Here is a 26,127-nt window from a genome sequence, read left to right as displayed (position 1 = left end):
GACAAGATTACTACACAACGGAGCACCGCCAGAACCGCCCGCGCTGAGAGCCGCCCGGAATCAGTCGCGACGCCAGTCGATGCGCCCGCCCGGGAAGTCGCGCATCACCAGATCCATCAGCAGCGCGTCATTCAACTCACCGCTCGGCATACGCTGGTAGTCGCGTGCCAGCCCAACCTTCACGAAACCGAGACGCTCGTAGCTGCGGATAGCGGGAGCGTTGTTCGCGTTAGGGTCCAGCGTGAAGCGGTGATGCCCCTGCTCCACCAGGAAGTTGATCGCGGTGGCCAGCGCCTCGGCGCCGTAGCGATTGCGGTACCAATGTGCGCCGAGAAAGATGTGCAGCGCCGCGGCCCGATACTCCGGCTCGTTGTTCTCGTAGATGGCGACTGCGCCGGCCACCTGTCCGTCGATCTCGATCACCAGGTGCCGATCGGACTCGACCATCTCGCTCTGCACGATCTCCGGCGTATAGCCCGTCCACCACGTGGAGACCTCGGGCTCGAGCAGGATTGCGAGCAGCGGCGCGGCATCCGCCACCCCCGGCGGACGCAGTCGCAGTCGATCGCCCCGTAACACCGGGTACCTACTCTGCGCCACCCTGGTCTCCCGTCGTGAGTCTGCCCCTCAGGCTACGCAGTGCACGGATGGCCGAGCGGATCTCCTGTAGGTGATTCTGCGCAGAGTACCGCTGGCTGTGCTCCCCCAGGTCGCTCGCGGACTCACTCGCCCCGATGGTCTCTACGGAGAGCGCGTGCTCGAGCCCGAGAATCTCCACGGCACCAGCACCCTGGTACGGCACGTAGATGGGCGTCGTGACCACGAGCACGGAACGATGCCCCCGCTGCCGAACCCTGTCTGCCCAGAATCGGTAGGTATCCGCCGTGTTCGCACGCCTGTGCTCCGGATCGGATGACGGGGCCGCGACCACCCGCAGCTCCAGTCCGTCGATTCTCCAGCTGCACACCCGCCAGTCGGAGTTACCCCGCCCTGCACCGCTCCCCGTGACCTCGGGTTCGCCGAGCGGCCCGAACGCCAGCTCCATTCCGTGGACCATCGCATCGAACTCATTGTCGCCGCGTACGCCGAAGACGGGCGCGAGGTCGAGCTCATCACCCGCGAACGCGCGGAACCCGCCCAGGAACACCACGCACGTCGCCTTCAGGCCACCAGCAAGTAACTCCCGCGCAAACCGCGGCTTGACGATCTCCGCGCGAATCATCCCGCCGGTCATGAGCACGCTGTCGTATTCGGCCAGGCGTGGAGAATAGGGGCCGGCGAGTCCCAGCTCAGGCGCGGCCTCGAACACGAGACGCTCCACGCCGTCCGGAAGCGTCGCGACGGGCGCGAGGTTGCGCTCCGCTCCCCTGCGGAAGTCCCAGTGGACCGCAGAGAATCCGTCAAGCCAGTCGAGGAGCTCGGCACCACGGCGATCCGCGGTCTCACCACCGAAGACCCTCACGATGCGCGCGAGGGCCGCGCTGCCCGCCCAGGCGTCGATGCCCGCAAGGGTGCGCGCACGGTCATCCGCGGCGCCCGTCCAGCACGGCAGCGCGAGTCGGGCGGGCATTACGGCGAGGCTTACTCGGCCGACTCGCGCACCGGAAGATCGATCGGGATGACCGGGCAATCCTTCCAGAGCCTCTCGAGCGAGTAGTACGCGCGGTCCTCCTCGTGGAAGACGTGCACGACGAGGTCACCGAAGTCGAGCAGGATCCACCGGCCCTCGGTGCGACCCTCGCGGCGGAGCGGCTTCGTCCCTGCCTCGATGAGCTTGTCTTCGATCTCGCTCGCAATCGCGATCACGTTGCGCTCGTTGCGCCCCGTGGCGAGCAGGAAGATGTCGGCCAGGGGCAGCGGGCCGGACACGTCGAGGGCGACGAGATCCTCTGCCTGCTTGGAGTCCGCGGCAATGGCGGCCAGGTGCAGAAGTTCGCGGGCGTACTCTGTCGCGGTCACGGAGTCCTCACAGGGGTAGAGAAAGGGGAAGAAAGGGAGAAATCGGCCACGGGACTAGAACAGGTGCAGCACGAAGCCGGCCACGAACAGCACGACGACGGCAGCCGCAACCGCGGCGGTCGAAATGGCCAGCACCATGGGCAGGCGGCTGCTGCGCGGCGGTTTCACCGTTCCGATGAGCCCGCGGCTGGAGGTGTGGGTGCTCACCGCGCGGATCGCCCTGACGGGAGCGGAGTCGACGTTGCTGTCTTCGCGGTCGCTCGCCTCGAGCAGCGCGTCGACGTCCGAATGGTCGTAGCGGGCGGGATGCGCGCCCGTCGTCCCGAGACTGCGCGGCAGGTCAATCGTGCCGGTGACCATGATCTCGCCTGTCGCACTGAACGGCAGCAGAAGGTCATTCGCCGTGGGGATCGAAGAGATCACCAGGTGACTCGCGGTGACCGGACTCCCGGCCGCGGCAACGTTGCGGCTGAGCACGACACCCCCGGGCTGCGTCTCGTCGTCGATGGCTCCCTGCGTGGACCAGTGCCCGGTGGGCACCGTGTACACCTTGTCGGCGGCAGGATCCTCCTCGATGACGCGACCGTTCGGCTGGCCATCTTCGGGTCGGTCGCTGCGGGGTCGGTCGTTGCCGGGCTGGTCGTTCCCGGGCTGGTCGGCGTCCTGCGACTCGTGGTCCTGCTGCTCGTGGTCCTGCTGCTCGTTGCTCGACTGGTCGTCCGCGGTGGGATGCACGGGACCGGGCGTGAAGACGGAGGGCCGCTTCGCGGCAACAGCAGCAGGCGCGTCCGGAATGTCGCGCGAGATGAGCGTGTCGAACTCTGCCATCGCCCGAGAGAGCTCCTGCGACGACTGCGGAGCCGGAGCAGCCGGGGCCTGGAGCGGCGGCGGCGTCAGGAGGGGCGGAGGTATCTGGGCGGTCTGGGTCTCGGGGCGGCGGCCCAACTCCTGGCCCTGGGGTTCCTGTTGCTGGGGTTCCTGTTGCTGGGGCCCGGTCTGCGTGGTCGCCGGGTCTGGCGCGGCGGTGGGCTGCGCGGGGGCCGCCGCGCCCTGCTCTGCCGCTCTCTCTGACGCCTCGCGCATGGCTCGCAGCTCACGACGGGTGAGAGTGTGCTCCGAACTCGGCTGCGGGCGCTCGGGCACGACGCTCACTGCGGGTGTCTGCGCGGGCTCGGGCCGCAGGCTCGGACGCTGCTGCGTGCGATAGTCGAGGTCGACCGGTTCTCCTGCCGCACCGGGTTTGCTCCAGTCCGAGGCAGAGAGCTCGGAGGTCGCAGAGTACATGGAGCGACGCGACTCCGGGTTGAACTCCCGCACGCGATAGGCGGGAGGAGTGTCGTCGACGCGCGGGGCACGCGCGTCGAAGCCATCCGCGCGGTGGGGATGACGCGCATCCGGGGTTTGCAGCTCGGGTGTGCGTTCCTCCGGAGCGATGGGCTGCGCTGGCAGGCCAGCGGCACCGGAACCAAACGACGGCCCACCGTAGCTGGGAATCTGGGAGGGGCGCTCCGCTCCATCCTGGGCCTGTGAGTATGCGTGCTGCGACCTGCGACGGGGTGAGGAAGCCCACTCGGGGCGTGCCACGTTCGCGGTGTCTGCTTCGGCATCCCGCGCCCGCTGCTCGGCGAGTTCGTCCTCACTGGGCGCGTTGTTGTTGCCGTCGGCTCCACGCTGCTCGCTCAGGCGCAGCTCTCGCCGACTCTGAGGAGGCTGGTCTTGCCACGCTGTCATGTCTGACTCCGATACAGGTGGTGTTTGAAGATGTACTGAACAACACCGTCGGGAACTAAATACCACACCGGGAATCCCCGGCTTACCCGCTCGCGACAGTCGGTTGACGAGATCGCCAAGGCGGGCACTTCCAACAAGCTTACGTCTGACTCAGGTAAACCGGAAACAGACAGCGGATGTCCCGGCCTAGTCACAGCTACGAAGTGCGCGAGCGACCAGAGCTCGGCCACGTCCTTCCAGTCGAGGATCTGCGCGATCGCGTCTGCCCCGGAGATGAAGAACAGCTCCGCGTCCGGGCGCTCGGCGCGCAGGTCGCGGAGGGTGTCGATCGTGTATGTCGGACCGTCGCGATCGATGTCGACGCGGCTGACCGTGAACTGGGGATTCGCCGCCGTCGCGATGACCGTCATGAGATACCGATGCTCCGCGGAGGTCGCGCCCTCCTTCTGGTACGGGAGACCGGTCGGAACAAAGACGACCTCGTCAAGGTGCAGCTGTTGTGCGACCTCGCTGGCCGCGACGAGGTGGCCATTGTGGATGGGATCGAAGGTTCCACCCATCACGCCGATGCGCGGGTGCCGAACCTCAGTCTCGACCACCGGGTCTGCCTAGTGCTGGTCGCCGCCAAGCTTGTTGGTGTGCCGGTTCGCAACGTCACGGAAGCTCCACACGATGAACCCGAGCGCGATGAAGAGCGTCGCAGCGACGGCCGGGAAGATCCAGGCAGGCGCGGTGAGATGGGTCTCGGTTGCTGCCGCAACCACCGAGTTCAGCAACGACATTTACGTTTCTCCGTTCACAGATCCCTGCGTGCCGACGCGTGAGCCGGCAAGTACTAATCTAGCCGCGAATCTGGCCCGAACCGCGCACAATCCACTTGGTACTCGTCAATTCGGGCAGACCCATCGGGCCGCGCGCGTGCAGTTTCTGGGTCGAGATGCCCACCTCGGCGCCGAATCCGAACTCCCCGCCGTCCGTGAACCGTGTCGAGGCGTTGACCATGACAACCGCGGAGTCCACCTCGGCGAGGAAGCGTTCGGCGTTCGCGAGGTCGTTGGTGATGATCGACTCGGTGTGGTGAGTGGAGTACCTGCGGATGTGCTCGATGGCCGAGTCCAGGTCGTCGACGACCGCAACCGAGATGTCGAGCGACATGTGCTCTGTCGACCAGTCCTCCTCCGTCACGGGGACGGCATCGGGGAAGATGGCACGGCTGCGGGCATCCGCGTGGATAGTGACGCCCGCCTCGCGCAGCGTGCGCAGGACGGGCGGGAGCAGACGCTCAGCGGCCGCGGCGTGCACGAGCAGGGTCTCGAGCGCATTGCACACGCTCGGGCGCTGCACCTTGGCGTTGTGCACGAGACGCGCGGAGAGCTGTTCTCCCGCGGACTCGTCGAGGAACACGTGCACGACTCCCGCACCCGTCTCGATCACGGGAACCTTCGACTCCATGACCACGGTGTTGATGAGGTTTGCACTGCCGCGCGGGATCAGAACGTCCACGTAGCCGCGGGCCTGCATGAGCTCTTTTGCGCCGTCTCGGCCGAACTCATCGATCGTCTGCACGGCATCCGCGGGAAGGCCGGCGGAACGAAGCGCGTCCTGGATCGTGCGCACGAGCACCCGGTTGCTGTTCTCTGCGGCACTGCCTCCGCGCAACACGACGGCGTTGCCGCTCTTGAGTGCGAGCGCCGCGATGTCGACGGTGACGTTGGGGCGAGCCTCATAGATGGCGCCGACCACACCGAAGGGAACGCGCACCTGGCTGATCTTGAGACCGTTGGGCAGCGTCTGGCCACGCACGGAGACGCCGACGGGGTCAGTGAGGGCGATGATCTGCCGCACGGAGTCCGCGAGGCCGGTCAGGCGTGCGGAATCCAGGCGCAGTCGGTCCTGCAGGGCCGCACTCAGGCCATTTTCCCGGCCGTTGGCCAGGTCGAGGTCGTTCGCTTCGACGATGGCGTCCGCGTTGTCGAGGATGCCCTGGGCGATGGCCGCGAGCGCCCGGTTCTTGACGTCCGTGGTCGCGGTGGCCAGCGGGATCGACGCAACGCGCGCAGCACCCAGCCGCTCGAGCAGAGACGGCGTTGAGACAAGGATGTCAGGCATGCCTTCAGTCTAGAACCCCAGTTGGTATACCAGTTTGGAATACCGTAGGCTTCATGGATGACGACCACCACGACGAGGGCAGACGCCAGCCCCTGGCTCATGCTCGGCATCGGAGTCGCGGCGCAGGCCTCAGGCACCCTCGTGGTCACGACCCCCGCACTGCTCATCCCTCTGCTACACGCGCACCTCGGGCTCAATCTCGCCCAGGCGGGCACTCTCGCGGCCGTGCCGACGCTCGGCATGGTGCTCACCCTGGTCGCCTGGGGCGCCGTCACCGATCGCTACGGCGAGCGCTGGGTGCTCTCCGGCGGCCTCGCCCTCACTGCAATCGCCGCCATCGGCGCGGCCGCTGCGAGCACCGGGCTGCACCCGGGCCAGCGCCCGACCACCGGGACACTGCTGATCCTCGGCGGATTCCTGCTCGGCGCGGGGATGGCCGCGGCGTCGACCAACGCGGCGAGCGGCAGGGTGGTCATCGGCTGGTTCCCGGCGAAGCGTCGGGGTCTCGCCATGGGCATCCGCCAGACCTGCCAGCCCCTCGGCGTCGCGGTCGCAGCCGTCACCGTTCCGACCCTCTCCTCGTCCATCGGCGCGGGCGCCGCCTTCGCGTTCGGCGCGCTGCTCACGGCACTCTGCGCAGCGGCGTGCGCACTGTGGATCGTGAACCCTCTTCGCAGCATCACACCCACTTCGCGGCGGGAGCAGCCGGCCCGCGGAGGGAGTCGCTCATCCCGCCACGAGCCTGCTTCCCTCGCCACACATGCGTCAGGGGTGAACCCCTATCGGGCCAACGGAGTGCTGTGGCGTATCCACCTGGCATCGGCACTGCTCGTCGTGCCACAGTTCGCCCTCTCCACCTTCGGACTGGTCTGGCTGGTGAGCGAGCAGCGCTGGGCGCCACTCGCCGCTGGCGCCCTGATCGGCGTCAGCCAGTTCGTCGGCGCGCTCGGACGCATCGGGGTCGGGGTGCTCAGCGACCGCGTGGGTAGCCGACTGTCGCCCCTTAGGTGGGTTGCGGTCACCGCGGCGCTGACGATGGTCGCCACGGCGTTCGTCGGCTCCCCCGGCGTGCCGTTCGTCGTCGCCGCTGCGTACCTGCTGGCGAGTTGCGCGAGCGTCGCGGACAACGGCCTGGCCTACACGGCCGTGGCCGAGCTCGCCGGGAGTGACTGGGCTGGGCGCGCACTCGGTGCCCAGAACACCGGGCAGTTTCTCGCGGCATCCGCGGTGGGACCTGCGCTCGGCGCTCTCATCGCGGTCGTCGGCTACCCGCTCGCCCTCCTCGCGACCGCGGCCGCACCCCTACTCGCTCTCCCCCTCGTGCCGCCGCACCGCGTGGAACACCTCGCCCTGGCCGAGCGGGAGACGGCGAGGGCGCTCTAGCGACGCGCGTCAGTCGCGGACTGCCGCGTCGAACCAGGTGCCGACGGGAGCCCCGGACAGCGCCGCAGCCACGTTCGCCGTCGAGGTGAGGAGCACGGCGGTCCCGGAGTTCGAGGCCAGCTTCGCTGCCGCGACCTTCGTGGACGCACCGCCCGTCCCGACGCCCGTGTCGCCGATGCCGCCATACTCGATGCCCGAGAGATCGTCGCCGACGGCCACCCGATCGATCCGCACGGCACCGGGCTCCTTCGGTGGACGGGTGTAGAGCGCGTCGACGTCGGAGAGCAGCACGAGCAGTTCTGCGTTGACGAGCTGCGAGACGAGGGCCGCGAGCCTGTCATTGTCGCCGAAGCGAATCTCGTGTGTCGCCACGGTGTCGTTCTCGTTGACGATCGGGAGGATGCGCAGACCGAGCAGCCGTTCCATCGCGCGACGGGCGTTGCTGCGGTGCTTCTTGTCCTGCAGGTCCCCCGCGGTGAGAAGCACCTGCCCCGCGACGATCTGAAAGCGGTCCAGGCTCTCCTGGTAGCGATAGACGAGCACGTTCTGCCCCACGGCCGCTGCCGCCTGCTGGGTGGCCAGGTCAGTGGGGCGCGAATCGAGCCTCAGGTACGGGATGCCCGTGGCTATGGCCCCGGACGACACCAGCACGATCTCCACGCCGCGCCCGTGCGCCTCCGCCAATGCCTCGATGAGTGGCGCGATCTGCGCGGTGTTCAACCCGCTCACCGACGACGACCCGACCTTGACCACGACGCGCCGCGCCTGCGGCACCTCCTCGCGAGAGGCAATCCGGCGCAGAACGGTCAGGGGGCCGGTGTCGGTCGTTTCAGGCATGGGTGTTGTCAGCGTTCTTCAAGCAGTGTCAGGAACGCGAGGGCTCGTCATCCTCGCGCTGCGCCTCGGCGTGTTCGCCCGCGGTCCGGTCGATCGCGAAGCCCTCATCATCATTCCAGATGCCGGCCTCCCTCTCGCGGAGCAACTCGGCACGCGCCTCGGCCTTCGCATCCATCCGCTCGCGATAGTTCTGCCTGCGCGCCTTGTTCGTCGGACGATCGGTCTGTGCGAGCCTCGGATCCGTGCCGCGCGGAGCGGTCAGCAGCTCGGCGGTCGAGGTGAGCGTGGGTTCCCAGTCGAAGACGACACCACGTCCTGGACCGATGATGACCGTCGAGCCTGCGACGGCACCCGCCTTGAACAGCGCGTCCTCGACGCCACCCTTGGCCAGGCGGTCCGCGAGGAAGCCGATTGCCTCCTCGTTCGTGAAGTTGGTCTGGGCCACCCAGCGCTCGGGTTTGCCTCCGACGACCCGGTAGACATTGCCGCCAGAGCCGCCCTCGACGTGCACAGTGAAGCCCGCGTCGCCGACGGCCTTCGGCCTGAGCACGATGCGTGGGCTATCCGCAGTTGCCGCTGCCGCCGCGGCTCGATCTGCCTGGACGAGGTCGCCGAGCGCATAGGAGAGCTCGCGCAACCCGTCGCGGCTCACCGCGGACACCTCGAAGACCCGGTAGCCGCGCGCCTCGAGCTCCGGACGCACGAGATCGGCGAGATCACGCCCCTCCGGCACGTCGACCTTGTTGAGTGCGATGAATTGGGGCCGCTCGATGAGCGGGCGCTGGCCCTCTGGCACCGGATACGCCGCGAGCTCAGCGAGAATCACGTCGAGGTCGCTGATCGGATCGCGGCCCGGGTCGAGCGTGGCGCAGTCCAGCACATGGAGGAGCGCACTGCAGCGCTCGACGTGGCGCAGGAACTCGAGGCCGAGGCCCTTGCCGTCGCTGGCTCCCTCGATGAGGCCGGGGACATCCGCGACCGTGTAGCGGTTATCGCCCGCCTGCACGACGCCGAGGTTGGGATGCAGGGTCGTGAATGGATAGTCGGCGATCTTCGGCTTCGCGGCAGAGATCGCGGCAACCAGGCTGGACTTGCCGGCGGACGGATATCCCACGAAGGCCACGTCGGCGACGACCTTGAGCTCGAGGAGGACGTCGCCCTCCCAGCCGGGTGTTCCGAGCAGCGCGAATCCGGGAGCCTTGCGCTTGGTGGACGCGAGGGCCGCATTGCCGAGACCGCCCTGGCCGCCCTGTGCCACGACGAACCGCATGCCCGTCTCGCTCAGGTCGATGAGCTGCTCGCCGTCGGCGTTCTTGACGACGGTGCCGACCGGCACAGGAAGCACGAGCTCGCCGCCATCGAAGCCGTTGCGGTGGTCGCCCATACCGGGCCCGCCCTTGTCGGACCTGCGGTGCGGTGCACGGTGATAGCCGAGCAGGGTCGTGGTCTGGGTGTCGCTCAGCAGCACGATGTCGCCGCCGTCGCCGCCGTTACCGCCGTCCGGGCCCGCCAGTGGCTTGAACTTCTCGCGCTTGACCGAGACGCAGCCGTCCCCGCCATCCCCCGCGCTGAGGTGGAGCGTTACCTGGTCGACGAAGGTGGCCATATTCGCGTCCCTTCTGCCGATAGCGGCGTTAAACAGTTCAGGCGAGCCGAAGCCCGCCGGAACTGGTACAGCTCAAAACTAAAGCAACATCGGGAACTACGCGGAGGCTTCCACGATGTTGACAACCTTGCGGCCGCCCTTGGCACCGAACTCGACGGCACCCGCGGCAAGCGCGAACAGGGTGTCGTCTCCACCACGGCCGACGTTGACGCCGGGGTGGAAGTGCGTGCCGCGCTGGCGGACGATGATCTCGCCAGCACCGACGACCTGGCCGCCGAAGCGCTTCACGCCGAGGCGCTGCGCGTTGGAGTCGCGACCGTTACGAGTGGAGCTTGCGCCCTTTTTATGTGCCATTTCGACGTCCCTAAGAGAATGAGGTGAAAACTACTTGATGCTGGTGATCTTGACGCGGGTGAGTTCCTGGCGGTGGCCCTGGCGCTTCTTGTAACCGGTCTTGTTCTTGAACTTCTGGATGACGATCTTCGGTCCGCGCTCATCGCCGACGACCTCTGCCGTCACCGTGACCCTCGCAAGCGCCTTCGCATCATGCGTGATGCTGCTGCCGTCAACGAGCAGCACCGGTGCCAGCTCGATCTTTCCATCCTTGTCGGCCTTGATGCGGTCGAGCACGACAATCGTGCCAACCTCAACCTTTTCCTGCCGACCGCCGGCGCGCACAACTGCGTAAACCACTTGGTAACCCTAACTATGTGAGAGAAGTCTCTTGGCGCAGAACAGCGGGCTTAGCCCAGCACACACCGAGAGTCAATACTACTCGAAGATTCTCGAACCGGTCAAACCTCGACCGCGTCGGCTCGTTCCGCCTGATAAGCGGGATGCCGTACGAGCCAACTCCACGTCAACACTACGGCCAGAACGGTCAGCGGAAGTACATTCACGGCCTGTCCGAGTGTCGATGAGATGGCGACGAGAAACGCGGCGCCGCAAAAGTGAACAGCAGGATGCTCGCGCCGACGACGACCGGCGGCAGCACACGGCTGCGTTCCGACAGACCTTCGAATCGTGACATGGTTTCGCTCCCGTCTCGACGGTGTGGCCATGTCTAGGCTTTTCATCATGACCGTGTTGATTGACCAGCCCATCTGGCCCGCTCACGGCACACTATGGTCACACCTCGTGAGCGACAACTCGCTCGAGGAGTTGCACGCCTTCGCCGACGCCGCAGGCCTACCCTCCCGCAGCTTCGATCTGGACCACTACGACGTGCCAGCCGAGCGCTACGACACGCTCGTCGCGGCGGGTGCTGAGCCCGTCAGCATCCGCGGACTCGTGACGCGGCTGCAGGCGAGCGGACTGCGGGTCTCCCAGCGTGAGCGCCGAAGCATCCGGCCGGAGGACCCGCAGGAACGCTAAACCGCGGTGTCGTCGCTGTGGGTCGTGACGGTGCCCTGGCTCGATGCGCGGCGCGAGGTGCGCGAACGCCCCTGGCCGGGCTGCTTCGGCTCGGGGAGGGCATCCAGCACCGAGTCGAGGATCTGCTCGGCGTCGTGGGTGCTCAGCTTGCGCGGCGCCCTCGCGTTCTTCTTCACCGGGATGTCGAGGATCTCGAGGAGGGAGTTGTCCGGTGTCGAGGGCGTGGCCTCAGGGTGCGCAGGAGCGCGCTCGCCCGTGTCCGCCGCAGCGGGCGTGTCGCTGGATGCGGCCAGCCCGGACGCGAGGACTGCCGCGGCATCCGCGCCCTTCTGCCTGTCGTCCTGCGCACCGTCCTGTGCGCCAATCTGTGCGCCATCTTCTGTACCGCCGGCGTGGACGATGGTGCTCGCGGCGATCTGCGCGAGCGCGCTCTTCACGTCCTCGGTGATGGCGTGGGTTCCACCGGTGCTGCTCTTGGCCTGGTTCGAACCGCCCGAACCGCCACGACCGGAGTCCCCCCCGTTGCCACCCTTGCGTCCACGACGCGGCTCCGGCTGCGCGCTCTGGCGATGCTTGGTGACCGGGTCGTGGCGCACGATGACACCGCGACCGGCGCAGACCTCACAGGGCTCGCTGAACGACTCCAGCAGGCCGAGGCCGAGCTTCTTGCGGGTCATCTGGATGAGACCGAGAGAGGTGACCTCGGCGACCTGGTGCTTCGTGCGGTCGCGGCTGAGACATTCGACCAGCCTGCGCAGCACGAGATCGCGGTTGGACTCGAGCACCATATCGATGAAGTCGACGACGATGATTCCGCCGATGTCGCGCAGCCGAAGCTGGCGCACGATCTCCTCAGCCGCCTCAAGGTTGTTCTTGGTGACCGTCTCCTCGAGGTTTCCACCCGAGCCGACGAACTTGCCGGTGTTGACGTCGACGACCGTCATGGCCTCGGTGCGGTCGATCACGAGCGACCCACCGGACGGCAGCCAGACCTTGCGGTCGAGCGCCTTCTCGATCTGCTCCGAGATGCGGTACTCGTCGAAGGAGTCTGCGGTGCCCTCGTACTTCTCGACGCGGTCGATCAGATCCGGGGCGACCTGCCGAAGGTAGCCGGAGATGGTGCCCTCGGCATCCTCACCGTCGATGACGAGCTTGTGGAAGTCCTCGTTGAACACGTCGCGCACGATCTTGACCAGGAGGTCCGGCTCGCTGTGCAGAAGCGCCGGAGCCTGCACGGTCTCGAGCGCAGCGCTGATCTCGGCCCACTGTGCGGTCAGGCGGCTCACGTCGAGGGTGAGCTGTTCCTCTGTGGCTCCCTCTGCAGCCGTGCGCACGATGACGCCGGCGTGCTCGGGGATGACCTCCTTGAGAATCTTCTTGAGGCGGGCACGCTCGGTGTCAGGCAGTTTTCGGGAGATGCCGTTCATCGATCCGCCGGGCACGTACACGAGGTAGCGCCCCGGGAGCGAGACCTGGCTCGTGAGCCTGGCCCCCTTGTGGCCGACCGGATCCTTGGTGACCTGCACGAGCACCTTGTCGCCTGGCTTGAGCGCGAGCTCGATGCGGCGCGCCTGGCTCTTGCCGTCTGCGGAGTTCTCGGCTGCGGCATCCCAGTCGACCTCGCCGGAGTAGAGCACGGCGTTTCGGCCGCGCCCGATGTCGACGAAGGCCGCCTCCATGCTCGGCAGCACGTTCTGCACGCGACCGTAGTAGACGTTGCCGATGAGGGATGCGTCCTGGGACTTGGCGACGTAGTGCTCAACGAGCACGCCATCCTCCAGCACACCGATCTGGATGCGGTCGTGCTTGGAACGCACGACCATCACGCGGTCGACGCTCTCGCGACGGGCGAGGAACTCGGCCTCGCTGATCACGGGACGACGACGACCGGCATCCCGACCGTCGCGACGACGCTGCTTCTTGGCTTCGAGCCTCGTGGACCCGCGGACCTTCTGGGGCTCGTTGCTCGGCTCGGCCTGCTTGCGCGGGCTGCGCACCTTGACGACGGTGTTCGGTGGGGTGCCCTCTGAGTCGTCTTCTTCGCCGCTGCGACGCCGCGCCCTGCGGCGCACCGTCGGCGAGTCGCCGTCGTCGTGGCCGTCGTGCGGGTCGTTGCCGCGCGAATGCTGCGGCAGCTCGGGCAGATCGGGCGCCTGGAACAGGAGCGAGGTGGTCGACGGAACCTGCTTCGCCGTGTCGACGGATGCCGCCTTCCTGCCGCGGGATCCCGCAGTCTTCTCCACGGGGTTGACAGCGGGTTCGTTGCCGATGGCGGGTTCGTCGCTCAACAGCGTGACCGACGCGGATGCTGTGGCCTTCTTCGCGGGTGCCTTGCTCGCCGCTGACTTGGCTGCTGCGGCCTTGCTCGCCGGTGTCCTGCTCGCCGCCTTCGTCGTCGGCTCGGCCTGCGCGGACGCCGACTGCGTCGGCCCGGGCTGGGCCGACTCGGGCACTGGCGCCTGCTCTACCGGGGTGGCCGCCGGAGCATCCACCGCCTTCTTGCGAGAGCCGAAGAGTCGACCCCGCTTCTTGACTGGCTCGTTATTACCTGAGTTGTCTTCGTTCTTCTCCACCATCGCTGGTGCGCTCCTAGCCCGGTGCGGGAATCCGCGCCACCCCGCCGGGTACTCTCTCGTGCGGCTTTTCGCCTGGGCGAATCCCCGCTAATCCTTGACGTTCCAGAACCGGCTCTGCACCCTTGTGCACTGTCTCTGGTTCCGCTCGTCTTCTTCGTTTCTCCTCGGAACTGGCCATCCGACGCATTCTGCTCGTGACACCTGTTCTCCAGCGCGCCTTGCGCCCACGGTGCCCTCAATAAGGCGCCATGTCTGAACTCGATCACGTGCATGCGGCCCGGTTTCATACCCGGTAAGCATTCTTGGTGTCGCTCCGAGCGCGGCTCGGGCAACTGAGTTGATTATCGCATGCATTCCCAGCATCACGGCATTGACACCATGCAATAATCCGAGTGTGCCTCCGATTCACGCGACCCGAAGTCGAACCGCGCTTTCTGTCATTCTGACCGTCGTCGGTGGCGTCGGGGTTCTCGTCTCTCTCCTGGCGATCATCGCGGCCTTCCGTGCCTTGGAGGCTGCCGGGGACACAGCCGCACTGCACGGAGTCGATGCGGCCCTGGGTTTCCCACCGTCGCTTCTCGGCGTGTCGGTCTTCGCCGCCGTCACGGCGTGGGGCGTCGGCCGGCTCGCATCGCGCGGGGCGACCCCGGATGCTGCGGCCCAGGAGGAGACACCCCGCCGTCCGGTCGGACTCGGGATCTTCCTCATCGTCGCCGGCGTCATCGGTCTTCTCGCTGCGTGGGAGCTCTCGATCGACAAGATCGTCGCGTTCGTCTCCCCCGCGACTGCGCTGAACTGCGACGTCAACCCGACGGTGCAGTGCACGGCGAACCTTCTCTCCTGGCAGGGCTCGATATTCGGTTTCCCGAATCCGCTCATCGGTGTCGGATGCTGGGTTGCCCCGATCGCAGTCGGCATCGCGCTTCTGAGTGGCGTGCGGTTCCGTCGCTGGTACTGGATCGCGTTCAACGCGGGTGTGCTCGGTGCAGCGGTGCTGGTCTTCTGGCTGATCGGCCAGAGCATCCTCATCATCGGCACGCTGTGCATCTGGTGCATGGTCACCTGGTCGGTGACGATTCCGCTGTTCTGGGCCGTGACGCTCTATAACCTCAAGGCCGGCACCATCCCCGTTCCACCAGCAGCACGGCGGTTCTTCGCCGCCGCATACGGCTGGGTGCCGCTGCTGACCTTCGTCTGCTACGTGATCATCGTGATGATGGCGCAGCTTCGGCTCGACGTGATCAACACGCTGTGAGCCACAGGGCCCTTAAGCTGATTCACGGGCGTTCGTCAGCCTTGGCCTGACACTATTTCAGTACCACCAGACTTCTGAGCTCCCAGAATCACTCGAGAGAAAGCGATGGAACTGCCAGATGGCGACACCGGGCAACAGCACCCCTGGCAAGAAGGATCGCCGCGAAGCAGCGCGTGAGAAGGCCCGCCTGGACCGCGAGGCCGAACGCAAGAGGGTTCGCCGCAACAGGCTCTTCCTGCAGGGCGGCGTCGGCATCGCCGTCATCGCGATCGCGGCCATCGTCATGCTCGTCATCGTCAACCAGCCGAAACCCGTTGAACTCTCCACGAACACCGGCGGGCCGCTCAACATGGCCAGCGACGGCATCCTCCTCAGCGGAAACACCACGCAGGTCGTGAACACGCCCGCGCTCAAGGCCGGCGAGGACCCCGTGCCAACCGACCCCTCGAAGCACGCGAAGACCGTCAATATCGTCAGCTACGTCGACTTCCAGTGCCCCATCTGCCAGGCGTTCGAGGCGGCGAACGGCGAGCAGATCAAGTCGTGGGTTGACAGCGGAGTGGCCACGATCGAGATCCACCCGATCTCGTTCCTCGACCGAGCCTCGCAGGGCAACATGTACTCGACCCGCGCGGCCAACGCCGCCGCCTGTGTCGCGAACGACCAGCCCGAGGCCTTCTACAGCGTCATGCAGGCGCTCTTCACCCACCAGCCCGCAGAGTCGACTCCGGGCAAGACCGATGCCCAGATCCTCAGCGTGCTGAAGGATGCGGGTGCCAGCGGGAGTGCGATCACCAACTGCGTGAAGACCCAGAAGTTCGCCAATTGGGTCGGAGCGGAATCCGACAGGGTGTTGAACGGCACGTTCCCCAATACGGTGACGCCGACGAAATTCCGTGGAACTCCCACGGTCTTCGTTGACGGACAGCAGTACCCGGGCCAGCCACAGGACGGCGCAGCGTTCGTGTCCTTCGTGGAGAGCATCGCCAAGACCAAGAACTGAGATCACTCTGAGGGCGACCTTCTTCCGAGCCGCGTGAACCACTCGAGAGAAAGCGATGGACGGGCCAGATGGCGACACCGGGAAACAGCACCCCTGGCGGTAAGAATCCAGGCAAGAAGGATCGCCGCGAAGCAGCGCGTGAGAAGGCCCGCCTGGACCGCGAGGCCGAACGCAAGAGGGTTCGCCGCAACAGGCTCTTCCTGCAGGGCGGCGTCGGCATCGCCGTCATCGCGATCGCGGCCATCGTCATGCTCGTCATCGTCAACCAGCCGAAACCCGTTGAACTCTCCACGAACGCCGGCGGGCCGCTCAACATGGCCAGCGACGGCATCCTCCTCAGCGGACCGGATCTTGCCGCGGTTCCCACACCGGCGATCGCAGCGGGCGGCAAGCCAACGCCCACGAAGCAGGATCGCAGCAAGCTCAACATCGTCACCTACATCGATTACCAGTGCCCGTTCTGTCAGCAGTTCGAGACGACGAACAACGCGCAGCTCAAGGAACTGGTCTCCAGCGGGGCGGCGACCCTCGAGATCCATCCGATCGCCAACCTCGACCGAAGTTCGCAGCGCACGATGTACTCGACCCGCGCGGCGAATGCCGCCGCGTGCGTCGCGAATTATGACCCAGACAACTTCTTCGCGGTGAACGCGGCGCTGTTTGCCAACCAGCCGCCCGAAAACACCCCCGGCCTCAGCGACGACGAGCTCATCTCCATCCTGAGTAAGGCGGGACCGAGCAGCAACAAGATCAGCGCCTGCGTGAAAACACAGGAGTTCTCCACCTGGGTCGGTCAGGAGACCCAGCGCACCCGAGGCACGACCATTCCCAACTCAAACCTGACGACGCCGCCGAACGGCCTTGCCACGCCGACCGTGATCGTCAACGGTGTGGTGTGGAAGCCGAAGGGTAACGACCTCACCGACACGACCGCCTTCACCAGGTTCCTGGCCACGGTTCCCACCGAGTAGAACATCGCACGGGCCGTGGCGGGGGTCCCGACCCGCGCTCGGGTATAGCTGCGCTCAGGCGAACCAGAGTGCGAGTTCGCGCGCAGCAGACTCCGGTGAGTCCGACCCGTGCACGAGGTTCTGCTGCACCTTGAGTCCCCAGTCACGCCCCAGGTCACCGCGAATGGTGCCCGGCGCCGCCGTGGTCGGATCGGTCGTGCCTGCAAGCGAACGGAACCCCTCGATCACGCGAACTCCCGCAACGCGGAATGCCACGATCGGGCCGGACTCCATGAACTCGATGAGTGGCTCGTAGAACGGTTTGCCCTCGTGCTCCGCGTAGTGCGCACCGAGCAGGTCACGGTCGGCCTGCACGAGCCGCACATCCACGAGCTGGTAGCCCTTGGCCTCGATACGGCGCAGGATCTCGCCGGTCAGGTTGCGTGCGACGCCATCCGGCTTCACGAGAACCAGGGTCTCTTCAACAGCAGTGGTCATTTTTGCTCCTCAGTGTGAGTCGGCGATGGGGGTGGTACGAGGGCGGCATTCCTGCGGTCGAGGCGCGTGCCGGTGATGTAGCAGTAGATCCAGATGGCCGCGAAGCCCGCTCCGATGAAGAACATCAGCGGCAGCAGGAATCCGGTGGCGATGAGGCCAACCTGAAGCGCCCAGCCGAGCCAGACACCGAACCCGAAGCGCACCAACCGCCCTACGACCAGGAGAAGCACGATCACCGCGGCTCCCCCGCCGAGAGCGACCACGGGCGGCAGCACGTCGAAGCGGAACACCGCGAGCGAGACGAAGAACATGAGCGCTGCCTCGAGGCCGAGCGCAATCGACAGGAGCGACTCCGCGGCCGAGCGGCGCCTGCGCTTCCTGGACGCGCCGGAAGCCTGCACCGGAGCGCTCATCGCTTCCATCCCCGCTCCTCGGCGAGCACGAGGGTGTCGCCGATCATCGTGATCGAGCCGGTCACGAGCACGGCACGGCGAGGTGCGGCAGCGGCCCACTCCCTGGCGTCGTCGAGTGCGGACTCGAGGTCGTCGAACTCGTGGCTCACACCGCTCTCGGTGAGCTCGGCCACGAGCTCCTCCAGCCGCTCCGCGGGGATCGCGCGCTCGGAACTCGACTGGGTGACCTGGAACCTCGTGGCGATCGGTGCGAGCGCGCGCACGATGCCGCGGGCATCCTTGTCGGCCAACACGCCGAGCACGACCGTCACGTCGTCGAAGGTGAAGTAGCTGCCGACGGCCTTGGCGAGGGCTTCCGCGCCGTGCGGGTTGTGCGCTGCGTCAATGATCACGGTCGGCTCGATGCCGATGACCTGCAGGCGGCCCGGCGAGGTCGCCGTCGCGAGGCCCTCCTCGACCACATCGTGCGCGAGCGGCTGCGTGCCCCCGCCGATGAACGCTTCGACAGCGGCGATCGCCACGGCAGCGTTCTGTGCCTGGTGATCGCCGAACAGCGGAAGGAACAGCTCGGCATAGGTGTCGGCGAGTCCCTTGACCGAGATGACCTGACCGCCGACCGCAACGGTGTTGCCCAGCAACGAGAACGCCGTGCCCTGCACCGCGATCGAGGACTCGGTGAGCTCTGCGGCGCGCTCGAGCTCTGCCAGCCCCTCCGGCGTCTGGGCAGCAGAGACGACCGCGGCAGCGGGCTTGACGATGCCCGCCTTGGTGCGTGCGATCTCCGCGATCGTGCTGCCGAGACGCTTGGTGTGGTCGAGCGCGATCGGGGTGAACACGGCCACCTGTCCGTCGCCGACGTTGGTGGAGTCCCACTCGCCGCCCATCCCGACCTCGATGACCGCGACATCCACCGGTGCATCCGCGAAGCTCGCGAAGGCGAGAGCGGTGAAGGCCTCAAAGAAGGTCAGGTGCGGCTCTCCTGCGATGTCGAGTTCGGCATCCACCATCGCCACGTAGGGCTGGATGTCCTGCCAATTGGTCACGAGGCCCTCGTTGGAGATCGGCTCTCCGTCGATCATGATGCGTTCGTTCAGGCGCACGAGGTGCGGGCTCGTGAGCAGGCCCGTGCGCAGGCCCGACGCGCGCAGGATGCTCTCGATCATGCGACTCGTGCTCGTCTTGCCGTTCGTGCCGGTGATGTGCACGATCGGGTAGGCGCGCTGCGGGTCGCCGAGCAGCTCCACGACGCGCCTGGTCGGCGCGAGCCGCGGCTGCAGCCCGAGCTCCCCCACCCGTCCGAGCAGGTCCTGGTAGACGCGATCGGCGTCGCGCTGGAACAGCGAGTCCTCGCTGAGTTCCGGGTCCTGCTCGCCGTTCTTCTTAGACATCAATGACCGATCCAATGACCTTCAGCTCGACGACGACATCTGCCGTGTTTGCGTATTTCTGAGACTGCACCAGTGAACGATACGCGTCCACCGTGCCGTGAAGTGCGGCGAGTTCCTCCGCGCTGCCGCCCTGAGCATCCGAGGCGACCACCGTGAAGCGCTCGGCGAGGGTCTCCTGCGCGATCATCCCGCCGAACGGCTCGACCGCCGCGGCCTCAGCCGAGGAGCCGAAGAACAGCGAGAGTGCGATCCGGTCGCTCACCTCAAGCCCCGCGCCCTTACGAGCATCCTGGATGGCACGCACGAGGTCGCGCGCGAGCCCCTCGGCCTCGAGCTCTGGCGTCGTCACGGTGTCGAGCAGCACGAACCCGCCATCCGCGAGGAAGCTGATGGCGCGAGCCTCATCCGCGGACTGCGGTTCGAGCTCGTATTCCTCCGGCAGCAGCTCGAAACCACCAACCGTCACGGAACCCCCACGCTCGAACCAGTCGCCCGCCCTGGCCGCAGCGATGACCTTCTGCACATCCCTGCCGATGCGGGGGCCGAGAGCACGCGCATTGACCGTGAGCCTGTGCGTGATGCCATACTCTGCGAGGCTCTCGACCGTGAATGGGCGCAGGGACACCGCCTTGACGTTCAACTCGTCTTTCAGGATGTCGACAAAGCTCTCGAGAGACGCCGTGTTCTCCCCCACGACCGTGAGCGAGCCGAGCGGCAACCGCACCCGCAGCCCCCTGGCCTTGCGCAGCGCGAGACCGGAGGAGGCGATGTGGCGTACGCGGTCCATGGCCTCGACCAGCTCGTCGTCCTCGGGGAAAAGCGCCGCGTCGGGCCAGTCGGTCAGGTGCACGCTGCGACCGCCGGTGAGCCCCTTCCAGACCTGCTCCGTGATGAGCGGCAGGAGCGGCGCGGCCACCCGTGTGAGGGTTTCGAGCACCGTGTACAGGGTGTCGAAGGCCTCGGGCGCGTTGCCCGCCCAGAAGCGGTCACGGCTGCGCCTGACGTACCAGTTGGTGAGCACGTCACCGAAATCGCGCAGCGCGACGGCCGCGAGCGGGGAGTCCAGCGCGTCGAGATCAGCCGTCACCTCTTCGATCAGCCTGCGGGTCTTCGCCAGCAGGTAGCGATCGAGCGGATCGGTGGAGTCGGTACGCCAGCTCGCCTCGTAATTGTCGGCGTTGGCGTACAGGGTGAAGAAGTAGTTGCTGTTCCACAGCGGGAGGATGAGCTGCCGTACACCCTCGCGAATGCCCTCCTCCGTGACGACGAGGTTGCCTCCCCGGATGACCGAGGACGACATGAGGAACCAGCGCATGGCATCCGCACCGTCCCGGTCGAACACCTCCGAGACATCCGGATAGTTGCGCAGCGACTTCGACATCTTCTGGCCGTCGCTGCCGAGCACGATGCCGTGACTGATCACGTTGGTGAAGGCCGGACGATCGAACAGGGCGGTCGACAACACGTGCATCACGTAGAACCAGCCGCGGGTCTGGCCGATGTACTCCACGATGAAGTCGGCTGGACTGTGTGTGTCGAACCAGTCCTGGTTCTCGAACGGATAGTGCACCTGCGCGAACGGCATGGAGCCGGAGTCGAACCACACGTCGAAGACATCCTCGATGCGGCGCATGGTCGATGCGCCGCTCGGGTCGTCGGGGTTCGGCCTCGTGAGGTCGTCGATGAACGGGCGGTGCAGGTCTGGCTCGCCGTTCGCGTTGGTCGGCAGGGCGCCGAAGTCGCGCTCGAGTTCCTCGAGCGACCCGTAGACGTCGACCCGGGGGTACCGGGGGTCGTCGCTCTTCCAGATCGGGATGGGCGAGCCCCAGTAGCGGTTGCGCGAGATCGACCAGTCGCGAGCGCCGCCGACCCACTTGCCGAACTGTCCGTCCTTGACGTTCTCCGGCACCCAGCTGATGTCCTGGTTGAGTTCGCCCATGCGGTCGCGGAACTCGGTGACGCGGATGAACCAGCTCGAGACCGCCTTGTAGATGAGCGGGTTGCGGCAGCGCCAGCAGTGCGGGTAGCTGTGCTCGTAGCTCGCAACCCGCAGCAGCCGACCGTCTGTGCGCAGTCGCTGCGTGATCGGCTTGTTCGCGTCGAACACCTGGAGCCCTGCGATCTCGTCGAACATGGGCAGGAACTTTCCACCGTCGTCGACGGAGACGATGACGGGGATGTCCGCCTCAGCACAGGTGAGCTGGTCGTCCTCGCCGTAGGCGGGCGCCTGGTGCACAATGCCGGTGCCCTCGCCCGTGGCAACGTAGTCTGCGACCAGGATCTGCCAGGCGTTCTGCGTGCCCCAGGTTTCGACATCCGTGTAGTAGTCCCACAGCGGTTCGTAGCGGATTCCGCCGAGCTCGCTCCCCGTGAACGTCGACGTCACCGCGGCGAGCGCCTCCTCAGCGGAGGCGTAGCCAAGGTCTTTCGCATGGGCGGCGATGGTGTCGCCCGCGAGCAGGTAGCGGGCTGCGCCGACGGCCGCGCCGTCAGCACCGCCCTGGGGGCCCGCGGGCACCACCGAATAGCGGATGTCCGGCCCGACCGCGAGCGCGAGGTTCGTTGGCAGGGTCCACGGCGTCGTCGTCCACGCGAGCGCGCGCACCCCGGCCAGGCCGAGCTCGTCCGCTCTGGACCCCGTGAGCGGGAAGGTCACCGTGACCGTCTGGTCCTGGCGCATCGTGTAGACGTCGTCGTCCATGCGAAGCTCGTGGTTCGACAGCGGCGTCTCGTCGTGCCAGCAGTACGGAAGCACACGGAAGCCCTCATAGGCGAGGCCCTTGTCGTAGAGCGCCTTGAATGCCCACAGCACGGACTCCATGAAGGTCGCATCGAGGGTCTTGTAGTCGTTCTCGAAGTCCACCCAGCGGGCCATCCGGGTGACGTACTCCTGCCACTCCTTGGTGTACTCGAGAACGGAGCTGCGCGCGGCGGAGTTGAACGCCTCGATGCCCATCTCTTCGATCTGCGACTTCTCGGTGATGCCGAGCTGGCGCATCGCCTCGAGCTCGGCGGGGAGTCCGTGGGTGTCCCAGCCGAAACGGCGATGCACCTGCTTGCCACGCATCGTCTGGTAGCGCGGGAAGAGATCTTTCGCGTACCCGGTGAGCAGGTGGCCGTAGTGCGGCAGGCCGTTGGCAAAGGGCGGGCCGTCGTAGAAGACCCATTCCTCGCATCCCTCGCGCCGGTCGACGGAGGCCCGGAAGGTGTCGTCGCCCTTCCAGAAGGCAAGGATGCCCTGCTCGATCGCGGGGAAGCTCGGCGAGGGGCTCAGCGGCCCGGCGCTCAGTGGTTCAGCCGCGGTGCCATCGGCGGATCCCCGTGGGTAGTTCATGTCGCTCCTTGTGAGGTCTGCTTCTCACGAGGACGGCAGGCGTTCGTTCGTCCCTGCCGCGGTACCACCCCGCTTGTCGGCCCGGTGCTCTCGCTCCCGCGCCAACCGCTTGTTCTTTGGCTGTGACGGGCCAGACCCGTTCGGTTCTACCAGCGCCCACCGCGCCCGCGTACCCGCAGACGACGACAAGGACTTTTCTTCCGAAGGCTCCCCGGTGATTGCCGGATCAAAGCCGCTTCGTCGATTCTAGTAGTCTGGCGCAGAGATGTCCTTCACTCGTCGCAGCTTCCTTCTCGGGGCAGGTTCAGGCTTGTCCCTCCTGATGCTGTCGGCTTGCGGTGTGGACACTCCGACGCCGAGCCCACGCCCGAGCGTGACCCCGACCAGGCCCGGACTCCCCCAGCCCACTGCCTTTGCGCGCAGCTCCTGGACCACGGATCCGTACTCGCTCGGCTCCCACAGTTACATGGCCGTCGGGTCTACGCCCGCACACAGAGACGCACTGCGCCAGCCCGTTCTCGATCGCGTCTTCTTCGCGGGAGAGGCAACCTCGGCAGACAAGGCTGGAACGGTCGCCGGAGCGCTGGACTCCGGCGCACGTGCGGCAGCGGATCTCGCAATCGTTGCGGATCGCAAGGACAAGATCGCGGTGATCGGCGCCGGCATCGCGGGAGCCGAGGCCGCGAGAATCCTGAAACAGAACGGCTACGACGTCGTCGTCATCGAGGCGCGCGACCGAATCGGCGGCCGCATCCACTCGATCACCTCCAAGAGCTGGCCGACTCCCGTCGAACTCGGAGCCTGGCGCACCTCGGCGGATGACCCGACGCACTCGAGACTCGAGCAACTCTCCATCGCCACCGCGCCACTCCAGACGAAGACCTTCGTCTCCCCCACCTCTACAGCGAGCAGTTATCCGGCCGGGCCCGCCGCCGTCACGGCGAGTATCGCCTGGGCCGAGCAGCAGGCACAGGATGTCTCGCTGCACGCCGCACTCGACGGCTCCGGCGCAGCACAGAGCGCCGAAGGCAAGGCAGCCAAGGGCTTCGATGGCGCCGCGATGCTGCAGCAGTACCTCGGCTCGCTCTCGACGCTTTACGGCGCAGACCCCACCGAGCTCTCCAGCTGGTACGGCATCGACCAGGATGTTCCAGACGAGGTCGTCACCGGAGGGTACTCCGACCTCGTGAAGGACGCTCTGGAGGATATCAAGACCTCGCTCTCGACAGTGGTCGCGGAGGTCGCGTACACCGACTCCGGGGTGAGTCTGCGCCTCGGCTCCGGCGAATCCCTTCGAGTGGATCGCGTCATCGTGACCGTTCCGCTCGGCGTGCTGAAGAAACGCAGTATGAAGTTCGCTCCCCTGCTCCCCCTGCCGCACCGCACGGCGATCTCTTCGCTCGGAGTCGGCAGTGTCGAAACAGTCTGGCTTCGATTCGACGAGAAGTTCTGGAGGACGGATGCCGCGATCTGGAATCTTGTCGGCACGGACGACGACATCACAAGCTGGGTCAATCTCGAGCCCCTGACCTCCGAGCCGCTCGTGGTCGGGCTCGTTGGCGGTGAGGCCGCGCGCCGGGTCGCCAAGCTCAATGACCAACAGCTCACGGCAGGCGCCGTGCGCGCACTTCAGCCGTTCGCTGACGCCTGAGCCTGTTCAGAGCCGGCTCAGAGCCGTTCGAGCGGTGGCCGCAGGCGTGACAGCAGCACGACGCCGGACGAGATCGCAGCGAACGAGCCGAGCGCGACACAGGAGAGCAGCAGGAACTCTCCGATTCCACTGATCTGCGCGGGGTCGAGAAAGAAGTACGGATACCACCCGACCACGGACCCGCGAATGAGCGTGACGACCCCCCACACGACCGTGTACACCTGCACGAAGACGACGCTCCGCCACAGCGCACGCCCGCGGCCGGGTGAAATCGTCCAGTCGATGAGCGCGAGCGCCGGCAGCCAGAAATGCAGCACCTGATCCGACCATGGCACGCTGAGCGGCAGTCCGCGCACGCCCGCCTGTTCGACGAGCAGGGCGAAGACCGCACCGGCGGAGACCGTACAACTGAGCACGGCCGCACGCGCCGTCGTGAGCCAGCGCGGGTCCCTGGGCGAGCGCAGCGCAATGATTCCCGCGACCACCATCACGACCACGAAGGCCAGGTTGCTCTGGATGGTGAGATAGGCGAAGAAGTTCGACGCCGTGAAGGTGACGGAACCGAGTCCCCAGATGAACCGTGCCACGAGGGCGACGGCACACACGACCGCGCCGACCATGCGAACGATGCCCACGACCGTGCGCACGGTCGCCTGGTCGACGGACGTCGTGCGGTTCACCACCGTTCAGTCCACCTCCGCGTACGACGCGCGGGTCTTCGCATCGCCACTGGCAGTCTACGAAGCCCGGGTCATCACTCCCGTATCCTTGGGCTGTGCCGGATGCCTCCCAGACCACACTGCTCTACCAGAGCCTGCGTGTGGCTATTCTCGATCTCGACCTCGCGCCGGGGCAGCGCCTCACCGAGCGCGGCCTCGAGGCGGAGTGGGGCGCCTCCCGCACTCCCGTGCGCGCGGCACTGGCGAGGCTCGAGGGCGAGGGCCTGGCGCAGCGCGTCGGCCGAGGATGGATCGTCTCCCCCATCGATCTCGACGAGCTCGAGGCACTCGCGGAGTTCCGCGAGACGATCGAGAGCGCCGTCGTGCGCCTCGCGGTTCAGCGGGCAACGGATGCCGAGCTCGGTGCCCTCGAGGCACAGTTGCGTACTCCCCACTCGGCCGAGGTGCCGAACGAGGCTCACATCGGACCGGACTTTCACGTCGAACTCGCGAAGCTCAGCGGAAACCACTTCCTGGTGAGCGCGGTCGAGGGGATCATGACGAGACTCGCCCGCACACGCTGGCTCGAGGTGCGGGTGACTTCCGGCGGCGAGGTCGCGGGCAACGAGCACGAAGACATCCTGCGCGCGCTCATTGCGCGCGATGCCGCTGCTGCAGCGGAACTCGCGGTCGCTCACATCCGTCACACGATGGAGCGCGTCACGGACTCGCTGCGCACGAACCGCAGGGGATTCACCGCACGAGGCATGGCTATCGTCGGGAAGCAGACTCCACCGCAGCAGCAACGCCGCTGACGACGAGGTCGAAGGCCTCCGCGACGTAATCGGCGAGCGGTCCGCGCGCGATTCCGTCGCGCGCCCAGCTCTCCCACGCCGCCGAGATGGCACCGGCGAGCGCGTTCGAGCTGGCGACGATGACGAGTTCGGTTCTCGCGACACCGACGCGGGGAGCCAGGAAGCCGGCCAGGACATCCGCTCGCCTGGCGAACCTCGCGAGTCCAGAGCCCGCGGCCTCGCCCTGGCTGCCCATGACCTCGCCCTGGGTGAGCGCGAGCGGCACCCGGTCCGCTCCGACCTCGCGAGCGACCCCGAGGATGACCTCGCGCAGTGTCGGCAGGGGCGGCGCGTCTGCCGAAACCGCGTTCAGCTCTTCCACGAGGCGATCGATGCCTGCATCCACCTCGAGCCAGAGCAGGTCGCTCTTGGACTCGAAGTAGTTGAAGAAGGTGTTGCGGCTCACGCCTGCACGCTGCGTGATGTCGCCGATGGTCGTGGCTGCGTAGCCCTGCTCGAGGAAGAGTTCGAGCGCCGCGTCTTCGAGCGTGTCACGGGAAGACGAGCGCGGACGACCGACGGACTCGTGTCTCATGGCAACCATCGC

Annotated in this window: 25 protein-coding genes; 7 read left to right on the top strand and 18 right to left on the bottom strand. The window is 66.8% G+C overall.

Annotated features, from left to right (window positions below; genetic code table 11):
• Window positions 1-60: 60 nt before the first annotated feature.
• Genes ABUA28_RS05050 through ABUA28_RS05020 form a run of 7 tightly spaced genes read right to left on the bottom strand, consistent with a single transcriptional unit; the run spans window position 61 to window position 5,799 of the window.
• Complete coding sequence (locus ABUA28_RS05050; protein WP_349902859.1) at window positions 61-600, bottom strand: GNAT family N-acetyltransferase; 540 nt, start codon at window positions 598-600, stop codon at window positions 61-63.
• Complete coding sequence (locus ABUA28_RS05045; protein ID WP_349902858.1) at window positions 587-1,570, bottom strand: hypothetical protein; 984 nt, start codon at window positions 1,568-1,570, stop codon at window positions 587-589. Before ABUA28_RS05045 ends, ABUA28_RS05050 begins: the two co-directional genes overlap by 14 nt.
• Window positions 1,571-1,581: 11 nt before the next feature.
• Window positions 1,582-1,959 carry a ribosome silencing factor gene (gene rsfS / locus ABUA28_RS05040; RefSeq protein WP_349902857.1) on the bottom strand — a complete coding sequence of 126 codons (378 nt, stop codon included), beginning with the start codon at window positions 1,957-1,959 and terminating at the stop codon, window positions 1,582-1,584.
• A gap of 54 nt (window positions 1,960-2,013) precedes the next feature.
• Entirely contained in the window at window positions 2,014-3,690 is a 1,677-nt protein-coding gene (locus ABUA28_RS05035; RefSeq protein ID WP_349902856.1) for a hypothetical protein, read from the bottom strand.
• Complete coding sequence (gene nadD / locus ABUA28_RS05030) at window positions 3,687-4,289, bottom strand: nicotinate-nucleotide adenylyltransferase (protein WP_349902855.1); 603 nt, start codon at window positions 4,287-4,289, stop codon at window positions 3,687-3,689. The genes ABUA28_RS05035 and nadD overlap by 4 nt, the downstream gene beginning before the upstream one ends.
• A 9-nt stretch (window positions 4,290-4,298) precedes the next feature.
• Window positions 4,299-4,472 carry a hypothetical protein gene (locus ABUA28_RS05025; protein WP_349902854.1) on the bottom strand — a complete coding sequence of 58 codons (174 nt, stop codon included), beginning with the start codon at window positions 4,470-4,472 and terminating at the stop codon, window positions 4,299-4,301.
• A gap of 58 nt (window positions 4,473-4,530) precedes the next feature.
• The gene (locus ABUA28_RS05020; RefSeq protein WP_349902853.1) at window positions 4,531-5,799 is read right to left on the bottom strand and encodes a glutamate-5-semialdehyde dehydrogenase; all 1,269 of its coding nucleotides are present in this window, start codon (window positions 5,797-5,799) and stop codon (window positions 4,531-4,533) included.
• A 57-nt stretch (window positions 5,800-5,856) separates the two neighbouring features.
• Between ABUA28_RS05020 and ABUA28_RS05015 the strand changes: the two genes are divergently transcribed.
• Window positions 5,857-7,182, top strand: coding sequence for an MFS transporter (locus ABUA28_RS05015; protein ID WP_349902852.1), 1,326 nt, complete (start codon window positions 5,857-5,859; stop codon window positions 7,180-7,182).
• Window positions 7,183-7,191: 9 nt separating this feature from the next.
• On the opposite strand, the gene proB is transcribed toward ABUA28_RS05015, so the two are convergent.
• The 4 genes from proB to rplU form a co-directional block, all read right to left on the bottom strand.
• Window positions 7,192-8,019 (bottom strand): glutamate 5-kinase, encoded by an 828-nt coding sequence (proB, locus tag ABUA28_RS05010; RefSeq protein ID WP_349902851.1) that lies wholly within the window; start codon window positions 8,017-8,019, stop codon window positions 7,192-7,194.
• Window positions 8,020-8,047: 28 nt separating this feature from the next.
• Complete coding sequence (gene obgE / locus ABUA28_RS05005; protein ID WP_349902850.1) at window positions 8,048-9,625, bottom strand: GTPase ObgE; 1,578 nt, start codon at window positions 9,623-9,625, stop codon at window positions 8,048-8,050.
• A 96-nt stretch (window positions 9,626-9,721) separates the two neighbouring features.
• Entirely contained in the window at window positions 9,722-9,979 is a 258-nt protein-coding gene (gene rpmA / locus ABUA28_RS05000; RefSeq protein WP_349902849.1) for a 50S ribosomal protein L27, read from the bottom strand.
• Window positions 9,980-10,009: 30 nt separating this feature from the next.
• Complete coding sequence (rplU, locus tag ABUA28_RS04995; RefSeq protein ID WP_349902848.1) at window positions 10,010-10,318, bottom strand: 50S ribosomal protein L21; 309 nt, start codon at window positions 10,316-10,318, stop codon at window positions 10,010-10,012.
• 384 nt (window positions 10,319-10,702) lie between these two features.
• On the opposite strand from rplU, the gene ABUA28_RS04990 reads away from it, so the two are divergent.
• Entirely contained in the window at window positions 10,703-10,999 is a 297-nt protein-coding gene (locus ABUA28_RS04990) for a DUF4031 domain-containing protein (RefSeq protein WP_349902847.1), read from the top strand.
• Here the strand turns inward: ABUA28_RS04990 and ABUA28_RS04985 are convergent.
• Window positions 10,996-13,575, bottom strand: coding sequence for an Rne/Rng family ribonuclease (locus tag ABUA28_RS04985; RefSeq protein WP_349902846.1), 2,580 nt, complete (start codon window positions 13,573-13,575; stop codon window positions 10,996-10,998). The genes ABUA28_RS04990 and ABUA28_RS04985 overlap by 4 nt on opposite strands.
• A gap of 394 nt (window positions 13,576-13,969) precedes the next feature.
• On the opposite strand from ABUA28_RS04985, the gene ABUA28_RS04980 reads away from it, so the two are divergent.
• The 3 genes from ABUA28_RS04980 (at window position 13,970) to ABUA28_RS04970 (ending at window position 16,804) form a co-directional block, all read left to right on the top strand.
• Window positions 13,970-14,830: a vitamin K epoxide reductase family protein gene (locus ABUA28_RS04980; RefSeq protein ID WP_349902845.1), complete on the top strand. Its 861-nt coding sequence runs from the start codon at window positions 13,970-13,972 to the stop codon at window positions 14,828-14,830.
• 118 nt (window positions 14,831-14,948) lie between these two features.
• Complete coding sequence (locus ABUA28_RS04975; RefSeq protein WP_349902844.1) at window positions 14,949-15,833, top strand: DsbA family protein; 885 nt, start codon at window positions 14,949-14,951, stop codon at window positions 15,831-15,833.
• 68 nt (window positions 15,834-15,901) lie between these two features.
• A complete protein-coding gene (locus tag ABUA28_RS04970) occupies window positions 15,902-16,804 on the top strand; it encodes a DsbA family protein (RefSeq protein WP_349902843.1) in 903 nt (300 codons plus the stop codon).
• Between the two features lie 54 nt (window positions 16,805-16,858).
• Here the strand turns inward: ABUA28_RS04970 and ndk are convergent, their stop codons facing one another.
• The 4 genes from ndk to ileS are packed head-to-tail and all read right to left on the bottom strand — an operon-like array spanning window position 16,859 to window position 22,416.
• Window positions 16,859-17,281: a nucleoside-diphosphate kinase gene (gene ndk / locus ABUA28_RS04965; RefSeq protein WP_349902842.1), complete on the bottom strand. Its 423-nt coding sequence runs from the start codon at window positions 17,279-17,281 to the stop codon at window positions 16,859-16,861.
• Window positions 17,278-17,703: a DUF4233 domain-containing protein gene (locus ABUA28_RS04960; protein ID WP_349902841.1), complete on the bottom strand. Its 426-nt coding sequence runs from the start codon at window positions 17,701-17,703 to the stop codon at window positions 17,278-17,280. The genes ndk and ABUA28_RS04960 overlap by 4 nt, the downstream gene beginning before the upstream one ends.
• Window positions 17,691-19,082, bottom strand: a complete 1,392-nt coding sequence (locus ABUA28_RS04955) for a bifunctional folylpolyglutamate synthase/dihydrofolate synthase (RefSeq protein WP_349902840.1) — start codon at window positions 19,080-19,082, stop codon at window positions 17,691-17,693. The genes ABUA28_RS04960 and ABUA28_RS04955 overlap by 13 nt, the downstream gene beginning before the upstream one ends.
• Complete coding sequence (gene ileS, locus ABUA28_RS04950; RefSeq protein ID WP_349902839.1) at window positions 19,075-22,416, bottom strand: isoleucine--tRNA ligase; 3,342 nt, start codon at window positions 22,414-22,416, stop codon at window positions 19,075-19,077. The genes ABUA28_RS04955 and ileS overlap by 8 nt, the downstream gene beginning before the upstream one ends.
• Before the next feature lie 340 nt (window positions 22,417-22,756).
• On the opposite strand from ileS, the gene ABUA28_RS04945 reads away from it, so the two are divergent.
• Window positions 22,757-24,067 (top strand): flavin monoamine oxidase family protein, encoded by a 1,311-nt coding sequence (locus tag ABUA28_RS04945; protein ID WP_349902838.1) that lies wholly within the window; start codon window positions 22,757-22,759, stop codon window positions 24,065-24,067.
• Window positions 24,068-24,084: 17 nt separating this feature from the next.
• Here ABUA28_RS04945 and ABUA28_RS04940 read toward each other — a convergent pair whose 3' ends face one another.
• Window positions 24,085-24,747 (bottom strand): Pr6Pr family membrane protein, encoded by a 663-nt coding sequence (locus ABUA28_RS04940; RefSeq protein ID WP_349902837.1) that lies wholly within the window; start codon window positions 24,745-24,747, stop codon window positions 24,085-24,087.
• Window positions 24,748-24,842: 95 nt separating this feature from the next.
• Between ABUA28_RS04940 and ABUA28_RS04935 the strand changes: the two genes are divergently transcribed.
• Window positions 24,843-25,541: a GntR family transcriptional regulator gene (locus ABUA28_RS04935; RefSeq protein ID WP_349902836.1), complete on the top strand. Its 699-nt coding sequence runs from the start codon at window positions 24,843-24,845 to the stop codon at window positions 25,539-25,541.
• On the opposite strand, the gene ABUA28_RS04930 is transcribed toward ABUA28_RS04935, so the two are convergent.
• Window positions 25,498-26,124, bottom strand: coding sequence for a TetR/AcrR family transcriptional regulator (locus tag ABUA28_RS04930; RefSeq protein WP_349902835.1), 627 nt, complete (start codon window positions 26,122-26,124; stop codon window positions 25,498-25,500). The genes ABUA28_RS04935 and ABUA28_RS04930 overlap by 44 nt on opposite strands.
• Window positions 26,125-26,127 lie beyond the last annotated feature (3 nt).

Origin of the sequence: Parafrigoribacterium humi, assembly GCF_040227205.1 — a bacterium.
Classification (GTDB): Bacteria; Actinomycetota; Actinomycetes; order Actinomycetales; family Microbacteriaceae; genus Parafrigoribacterium_A; species Parafrigoribacterium_A humi.
The sequence above is the reverse complement of the archived record's forward strand: the minus strand, read 5'-3'. Positions and strand labels throughout refer to the sequence as shown.

Coding starts and splice junctions, on each gene's coding strand:
- ABUA28_RS04985 (WP_349902846.1), bottom strand. CDS start 13,575: ATGGTGGAGAAGAACGAAGACAACTCAGGTAATAACGAGCCAGTCAAG.
- ABUA28_RS04955 (WP_349902840.1), bottom strand. CDS start 19,082: ATGTCTAAGAAGAACGGCGAGCAGGACCCGGAACTCAGCGAGGACTCG.
- ABUA28_RS04975 (WP_349902844.1), top strand. CDS start 14,949: ATGGCGACACCGGGCAACAGCACCCCTGGCAAGAAGGATCGCCGCGAA.
- proB (WP_349902851.1), bottom strand. CDS start 8,019: ATGCCTGAAACGACCGACACCGGCCCCCTGACCGTTCTGCGCCGGATT.
- ABUA28_RS05025 (WP_349902854.1), bottom strand. CDS start 4,472: ATGTCGTTGCTGAACTCGGTGGTTGCGGCAGCAACCGAGACCCATCTC.
- ABUA28_RS05045 (WP_349902858.1), bottom strand. CDS start 1,570: ATGCCCGCCCGACTCGCGCTGCCGTGCTGGACGGGCGCCGCGGATGAC.
- ndk (WP_349902842.1), bottom strand. CDS start 17,281: ATGACCACTGCTGTTGAAGAGACCCTGGTTCTCGTGAAGCCGGATGGC.
- ileS (WP_349902839.1), bottom strand. CDS start 22,416: ATGAACTACCCACGGGGATCCGCCGATGGCACCGCGGCTGAACCACTG.
- ABUA28_RS04960 (WP_349902841.1), bottom strand. CDS start 17,703: ATGGAAGCGATGAGCGCTCCGGTGCAGGCTTCCGGCGCGTCCAGGAAG.
- rpmA (WP_349902849.1), bottom strand. CDS start 9,979: ATGGCACATAAAAAGGGCGCAAGCTCCACTCGTAACGGTCGCGACTCC.
- ABUA28_RS05035 (WP_349902856.1), bottom strand. CDS start 3,690: ATGACAGCGTGGCAAGACCAGCCTCCTCAGAGTCGGCGAGAGCTGCGC.
- obgE (WP_349902850.1), bottom strand. CDS start 9,625: ATGGCCACCTTCGTCGACCAGGTAACGCTCCACCTCAGCGCGGGGGAT.
- ABUA28_RS05015 (WP_349902852.1), top strand. CDS start 5,857: ATGACGACCACCACGACGAGGGCAGACGCCAGCCCCTGGCTCATGCTC.
- ABUA28_RS04990 (WP_349902847.1), top strand. CDS start 10,703: ATGACCGTGTTGATTGACCAGCCCATCTGGCCCGCTCACGGCACACTA.
- ABUA28_RS04970 (WP_349902843.1), top strand. CDS start 15,902: ATGGCGACACCGGGAAACAGCACCCCTGGCGGTAAGAATCCAGGCAAG.
- ABUA28_RS04930 (WP_349902835.1), bottom strand. CDS start 26,124: ATGGTTGCCATGAGACACGAGTCCGTCGGTCGTCCGCGCTCGTCTTCC.
- ABUA28_RS05020 (WP_349902853.1), bottom strand. CDS start 5,799: ATGCCTGACATCCTTGTCTCAACGCCGTCTCTGCTCGAGCGGCTGGGT.